The sequence below is a fragment of the Sphingobium chungbukense genome (assembly GCF_001005725.1).
GTDB classification, from domain to species: domain Bacteria; phylum Pseudomonadota; class Alphaproteobacteria; order Sphingomonadales; family Sphingomonadaceae; genus Sphingobium; species Sphingobium chungbukense.
On sequence record NZ_LBIC01000023.1, the window covers coordinates 21,784 to 28,241 of the forward strand.

A 6,458-nucleotide genomic window follows, 5' to 3' on the forward strand; every position below is an offset into this window, starting at 1 on the left:
CGTAGCACAGCATGCGTGTGACAAAACTGGACGGATCAGAAAATGCGGCGAAGTCAATCATGCGAACGGCAGAGAGTTTGAGTGCGCGCTTATACGTCGTTGCCGACATGCGCTTGACAAGGCAGTATAGAAGCCATCATGGCGATCTACCATTTCTCAGCCAAGGTCATCAGTCGCGCCAACGGATCGAGCGCGGTTGCCTCGGCCGCCTACCGTTCAGCGTCCGAGTTGCACGATGACCGGCTTGGACGCGATCACGATTTTAGCAACAAGGCGGGCGTCGTCCATTCGGAAGTGATGTTGCCGGAGGGCGCGCCGGAGCGCTTAAACGATCGTTCGACCTTGTGGAACGAGGTCGAGGCGGAGGAGAGGCGCAAGGACGCGCAGCTTGCCCGTGAGGTTGAGTTCGCGATTCCGCGCGAAATGAACACGGCTCAGGGCGTGAAGCTCGCCCGCGATTTCGTCGAAAAGCAGTTCGTCGAACACGGCATGGTCGCGGACCTCAATGTGCATTGGGACAGGGGCAAGGACGGCGAACCCAAGCCGCACGCGCATGTCATGCTGTCGATGCGCGAGGTTGGCGCGCAAGGGTTCGGGCAGAAGGTGCGCGACTGGAACAGCAACGCGTTGTTGCAGGAATGGCGGGTCGCGTGGGCTGATCATGTCAACGCGCGCCTGGCCGAACTGGATATCGATGCACATATCGATCATCGCACGTTGGAGGCGCAGGGCATCGACCTTGAGCCGCAGCACAAGATCGGGCCGGCAGGATCGCGCCGGTTCGGTCGGGGCGAGGATGCCGAGCGGGTTGAGGACCATGCCCGGATTGCGCGCGAGAATGGCGAGAAGATCATCGCCAGGCCGCAGACCGCGCTCGATGCGATCACGCGCCAACAGGCCACGTTCACGCGGCGCGACCTGGCGCAGTTCGCGTTCCGGCACAGCGACGGCAAGGACCAGTTCGACCAGGTGATGGGGGCGGTACGCGCCAGCTCCGAGCTGGTCGCATTGGGGAAGGACGGGCGCGGCGAGGATCGGTTCACTTCGCGCGACATGATCGAGACCGAGCAAAGGCTTGAACGTGCCGCCGATCGGCTTGCTGACAGGGTAGGGCATAGTCTCCCGGCGGCGACCCCTGGCAAGGGGCGCGCCGCCGGGAGTGGGGGCCTCGTGCTCGGGGCAGAGCAGCAGGCCGCACTGGACCATATAGCTGGTGACAGAGGGCTTTCAATCGTCATCGGCTATGCCGGCACCGGCAAGTCGGCCATGCTGGGCGTCGCCCGCGACGAATGGGAGCGCGCCGGTTACATCGTGCGCGGTGCGGCGTTGTCGGGAATCGCGGCGGAGAATCTGGAAGGCGGCTCTGCTATCCCCTCGCGGACGATCGCCAGCCTTGAGTATCAGTGGGAACAGGGCCGCGAGCTGCCGGGGCCGCGTGACGTGCTGGTGATCGACGAAGCGGGCATGATCGGCACGCGGCAGATGGAGCGGGTGTTGTCGCGCGCCGAACAGGCGGGGGCGAAGGTTGTGCTGGTCGGTGATCCCGAGCAGTTGCAGGCGATCGAGGCGGGTGCGGCGTTCCGTGCGCTCGCTGAGCGCCACGGTGCAGCCGAGATCACCACGATACGCCGGCAGCATGCGGACTGGCAGCGCGCCGCGACCAGGGCGCTGGCGACGGGCCGTACCGGCGAGGCGGTCCATGCCTATGAAGCCCACGGCATGGTGCAGGTGGCCGGGACGCGCGAGATCGCGCGCGCTGACCTTGTGGACCGCTGGGACGCGCAGCGCAGCGCCGACCCCGATCAGACCCGGATCATCCTCACCCACACCAATGCCGAGGTTCGCGACCTGAACCTGGCCGCGCGCGATCGGATGCGGGCCAGCGGGGAGCTGGGCGAGGACGTGCGCGTGTCGGCCGAGCGGGGATTGCGCGCGTTCGCGAGCGGCGACCGCATCATGTTCCTCAAGAACGAGCGCGGGCTAGGGGTGAAGAACGGCACGCTGGGGAAGGTTGAGCGCGTATCGCCCGATAGCATTGCGGTGCGGCTCGATGACGGGCGCAACGTCGCGTTCGACCTGAAAGACTATGCCCATGTCGATCATGGCTATGCCGCTACCATTCACAAATCGCAAGGTGTAACGGTCGATCGGGCGCATGTGCTGGCGACACCGGGGATGGACCGCAACGCTGCCTATGTCGGGTTGTCGCGGCATCGTGATGGGGTGCAGCTCCATTACGGCCGTGACGACTTCGCCGACCAAACGAAGCTCGTCCGCACGCTGGGGCGCGAGCGGGCGAAGGATATGGCGTCGGATTATTACGTTCGGGACCGCGACGCCGAGGCCCGTGCCTTTGCCGATCGGCGCGGCCTGGCGGGCGAGATCCGCTTGGGCGAAACGCTCCGCGCGCCGCGGCGTGGCATGTTCGACGGATTGAAGCTGCCGACCGAGCCGGCGAAGGGCACGGAACGCCCGCCCGCGCGTGCCGATCGGGTTGAGGATCGTGCGTTCGCGCGTGCGCTTGAGCGCACGTCGCGTTCAGCCGAGGCGGTGTTGCAGGCGCGTGCATCGGGCAGGCCGGTGCTGGAGCATCAGAAGGTCGCGCTCGAGCGCGCGACCCAGGCGCTCGACAGGATCAGGCCGGGAGCCGCGCGCGACCTGTCGGCGGCGATGCAGCGCGATCCCGCCTTGCTGCGCGAAGCGGCGGCGGGGCGCAGTGGCCCGCTGCTCGACGCGATGGCGCAGGAAGCGCGCATGCGTGCCGATCCTGCCTTGCGCGCGGATCGGTTCGTGGAGCGCTGGCGACAGCTCTCCCAGGATCGCGAACGGCTTTATCGCGCCGACGACATGGCGGGCCGCGAGAAGGCGGGCAAGGAAATGGCCGGCATGGCGAAAAGCCTTGAACGCGACCCCCAGGTGGAATCGATCCTGTGCGGGCGCACCCGTGAGCTGGGGCTTGAGATCGGCATGAACCGCGCGCGCGTCATGGGCGGCGGCGAGCTTGGCCGCCAGTTGGCGGACGAGCTTGGGATCGGCCGTGATCGCGGCCTCAGCCGGTAGGAGAGGATGATGGACGAGTATCGCGACAAGGCAGGTGCCGGCGACGATCCGGCGCTGGCGTTCGAACGGTTGCGCGGTGAGGTGGCGCTGTTGCGCCATGCGGTCGAGGGGATGACCGCCGCGCACGAGGCCATTGATATTCCCGACTATGAGCCGACGCTCGAGCGTACCGAAAAGGTGCTGGGCCTGTTGGTGCGGCAGATCGACGCGGTTCGGAACAGTCCCGCCATGACCCTCACCCCGGAAAATATGGGAGGCCGTTTAAACGCTTCTGTCGCCGATGCGGCCCGCGAATTACAGCACCAGGTCCAATCGGCGAAATCGACGATGGCAGCGGCCACCCACGACTTGCAGGACATGGTCGCGTCCGCGCGGCGGAAAGACGAGCAAAATCGCTGGCTGTCTATCGCCGCCGCCAGCAGCCTGGTGGCAGGGCTGGTGCTCTGCGCGCTGATGGCGGGACCGATCGCGCGCCTCGCGCCGGCACACTGGCTGTGGCCTGAGCGCATGGCCGCCCGTATCGTCAACGAACCGACCCCGTGGGATGCCGGCGCCTATCTGATGGCGCGCGCGTCACGGCCAAGCTGGGAAGCGATCGTCGCGGCGGCGAACCTGGTCAAACATAATCGCGAAACAATCGAAACCTGCCGCGAAGCCGCCGCCAAGGCGAAAAAGACCGCCCGCTGTACGATCGATTTTAAATACTTGCCTTAACAAGCGCACGTTGCGCCGACTTGCGCGGAGGGCTGCAGCCGCCAGCCCAATTTTTGGCCTACGATGGCAGGCAGAGAGCCGACACGATGGCGAGGCATGATGGTGTGTCGTCGGGTGAAGATGGTTCTCGTGCTGACAGGGGGCGTTTGCGGGAGAGGGCGAAATCCTACGCTAAGGGTGCCCACGCGGGAACTCAGGAGCCAAGTGGGCAAGGCTTCAGGCCTGCATAGTTGCGGACACGTTCCATAGTTTGCCTATCATATGGCTCGTAGCCGATGCAGGGCGCGCGCGGATCTCGTAGCATCACCGCTTCGCGTTCCAGCGCTTCGAAATCCTCTTTCCGGCCAATGGCCTTCTTGACGAAGCTCTGCACGATTTGACCTACACGCGCATCTTCGTCCGGGTCACTTGGGTTTTCCCCGGCGTCCCACAGAGCGATCAACCCGTTTTCCAACTCGATACCGGCGCTACAGGAGCGATGGCCGCTCGGATCGGGATCGGAACATGCACGGTCGGCCCGCTCCCGATCAAAGCGAATTTTCGAAACCACATCATATTTTGTTTGGCCGGAGCCGGCCAATCCCGTGTGGCGATAGACTGATAACGCTTCGGGTTTGAGCAACGCAATTTCACGAGGAAGGCTTCGATACAGCGGCGTGTAGGCACTTTCGCAGATCGAGCGCGACCATTGCCTGGTCAGTAGCGGACATATTTCACGCGACTTGAGCAGTTCTCCTGTGGACCCGTACACGCCGATCCAAACCGTAAAGCCGTCAAACGGGGGTGTTTCAAGATATCCTCTCTCACTATCGCGCCATGGTCGATGAAAGGCGACGCGCGGCAGAATAAAGCTTTGGCCGCCAATATCGACGCGAACGTCTTGCGCCATGCTGACCGGATCAATGTCCGGGATCTCCTCCGAGCAACTGCAACTGGGTAACAAAAGCATGGCCACCACGACGCAAAACCGGTGTCTCCATTGCTGCTTCCGTTCGGCAAACACCTTCATCTATTCCTTCCCCAAGCCGAGGACGCGCTTGCCGTAGTCCCTGAGTTCGCCCTTGGGGCCGACATAGCGGTAAAGGGTGACACGCTCGATCCCCAGTTCCTTGCAGAGATCGGAAACCGACGTGTCGCGCTGCGCCATGGCAGCCTGAGCGAGACGCACCTGAGCCTTAGAGAGGGCGAACTTACGGCCGCCCTTGCGGCCCCGCGCGCGGGCGGCGGCCAGACCGGCCATGGTCCGCTCGCGGATCATGTCTCGCTCGAACTCAGCCAGCGTGGCGAAGATGCCGAACACCATGCGGCCCGATGGCGTCGTGGTGTCGATCTGCGCGCCTTTGCCGGTGAGCACTCTCAGGCCGACGCCGCGATCCGACAGATTTTGTACTGTGCTGACCAGGTGGGTGAGCGTGCGGCCGAGCCGGTCTAGCTTCCAGACAATCAGAACATCGCCGTCGCGCAACGATTTGAGGCAGGCGGCGAGACCAGGGCGATCGTCGCGACTGCCGGATGCGCGATCATCATAGATATTGTCCGCCTCTACCCCGGCAGCGCGCAGGGCGTCATGTTGCAGGTCGAGAGACTGAGAACCATCGGATTTGGACACACGGGCGTAGCCGATCAGCATGGATCACAAACGAACGTATGCGCGACTTTGAGGAACAGCCCTCAAGCGGCATTCGAGCGTGTATCATATCCCGTATCGGAAATAAAGTTTAGCAAAGGGGTGTCGTTCCAAGAAAACGAGACACCTAATGCCCGAATGCAAATCCTCACTGTCGCCGAACAGCATGTGTTCGGCACGCCGCCCATTTTCAACGCCGCCCAGCGAAAGGCGGTCTTTGATCTGCCCCGCGCCCTCCAGAAGGAAGCCGAAAAACTGCGCGATCCGATCCATCGAATCGGCTTCTGGGTGAACGCTGGGTATTTGGGGCTCCGTGGGAATTTCTTCAGCCGTGTACGCTAAGCGATTTGGCGGCGGCAGAGGGTAACGACAAACAGGTGATTGTCGTGCTTGGCGTGTGACCAATGGTCTAGAATATCCCGCGCGACAATCCCTGTCGGATCGCTACGGTGTGCGTCAATGTCCGATTCGGGGTTTGTCGCACATGCTGGTCGGTTACATGCGGGTGTCGACCAATGATGAGCGCCAATCGGTCGACCTGCAGCGTGACGCCCTGCTCGGCGCAGGGGTCGACGAGCGGCACCTGCATCACGATCGCGCCTCGGGGGCGCGAGATGACCGGCCCGGCCTCAAGGCATGCATGGCCGACCTGCGCGAGGGCGATGTCCTTGTCGTTTGGAAGCTCGATCGGCTCGGCCGGTCGCTGCCGCACCTGATCCGGATCGTCGAGGAGCTGAAACAGCGCGGGGTCGCCTTCCGATCGTTGACCGAGGCGATCGACACGACGAGTGTGCATGGCAGCTTCCTGTTCAACCTTTTCGGCACGCTCGCCGAATATGAGCGGGCGCTGATCACCGAGCGCGTCAACGCCGGGCTCGCGGCGGCGCGTCGACGTGGCCGCAAGGGCGGCAGGCCGCCCACGATCGATGCGGAGAAGATCGACCAGATTTTGGCGGCGTTGGAGGGCGGTGCCAGCAAGGCCTCGGTGTGCCGCAGCTTCAAGGTGCCGCGCTCGACATTGATCGACATGCTGAAGCGGACCGGATGGGCTGGGGCC

6 protein-coding genes are annotated in these 6,458 nt (G+C 63.9%); 4 read left to right on the forward strand and 2 right to left on the reverse strand.

The window, feature by feature from the left end:
• The first annotated feature begins 138 nt into the window (after positions 1 to 138).
• Together traA and YP76_RS26095 are read left to right on the forward strand one after the other, a co-directional pair.
• Complete coding sequence (traA, locus tag YP76_RS26090) at positions 139 to 3,060, forward strand: Ti-type conjugative transfer relaxase TraA (protein WP_046766294.1); 2,922 nt, start codon at positions 139 to 141, stop codon at positions 3,058 to 3,060.
• Positions 3,061 to 3,069: 9 nt separating this feature from the next.
• On the forward strand, positions 3,070 to 3,774 hold the full coding sequence (locus YP76_RS26095; protein ID WP_052757591.1) for a DUF6118 family protein: 705 nt from the start codon (positions 3,070 to 3,072) through the stop codon (positions 3,772 to 3,774).
• Positions 3,775 to 3,967: 193 nt separating this feature from the next.
• On the opposite strand, the gene YP76_RS26100 is transcribed toward YP76_RS26095, so the two are convergent.
• Positions 3,968 to 4,783 carry a hypothetical protein gene (locus tag YP76_RS26100; protein WP_046766296.1) on the reverse strand — a complete coding sequence of 272 codons (816 nt, stop codon included), beginning with the start codon at positions 4,781 to 4,783 and terminating at the stop codon, positions 3,968 to 3,970.
• Complete coding sequence (locus YP76_RS26105) at positions 4,784 to 5,404, reverse strand: recombinase family protein (protein ID WP_046766297.1); 621 nt, start codon at positions 5,402 to 5,404, stop codon at positions 4,784 to 4,786. It abuts the gene before it with no gap.
• Between the two features lie 99 nt (positions 5,405 to 5,503).
• On the opposite strand from YP76_RS26105, the gene YP76_RS26110 reads away from it, so the two are divergent.
• Both YP76_RS26110 and YP76_RS26115 read left to right on the forward strand, forming a co-directional pair.
• Positions 5,504 to 5,743 carry a DUF4158 domain-containing protein gene (locus YP76_RS26110; RefSeq protein ID WP_157035899.1) on the forward strand — a complete coding sequence of 80 codons (240 nt, stop codon included), beginning with the start codon at positions 5,504 to 5,506 and terminating at the stop codon, positions 5,741 to 5,743.
• A 142-nt stretch (positions 5,744 to 5,885) separates the two neighbouring features.
• Positions 5,886 to 6,458 (forward strand): recombinase family protein (locus YP76_RS26115; protein WP_046766299.1); only part of this gene is annotated, 573 nt, incomplete at its 3' end.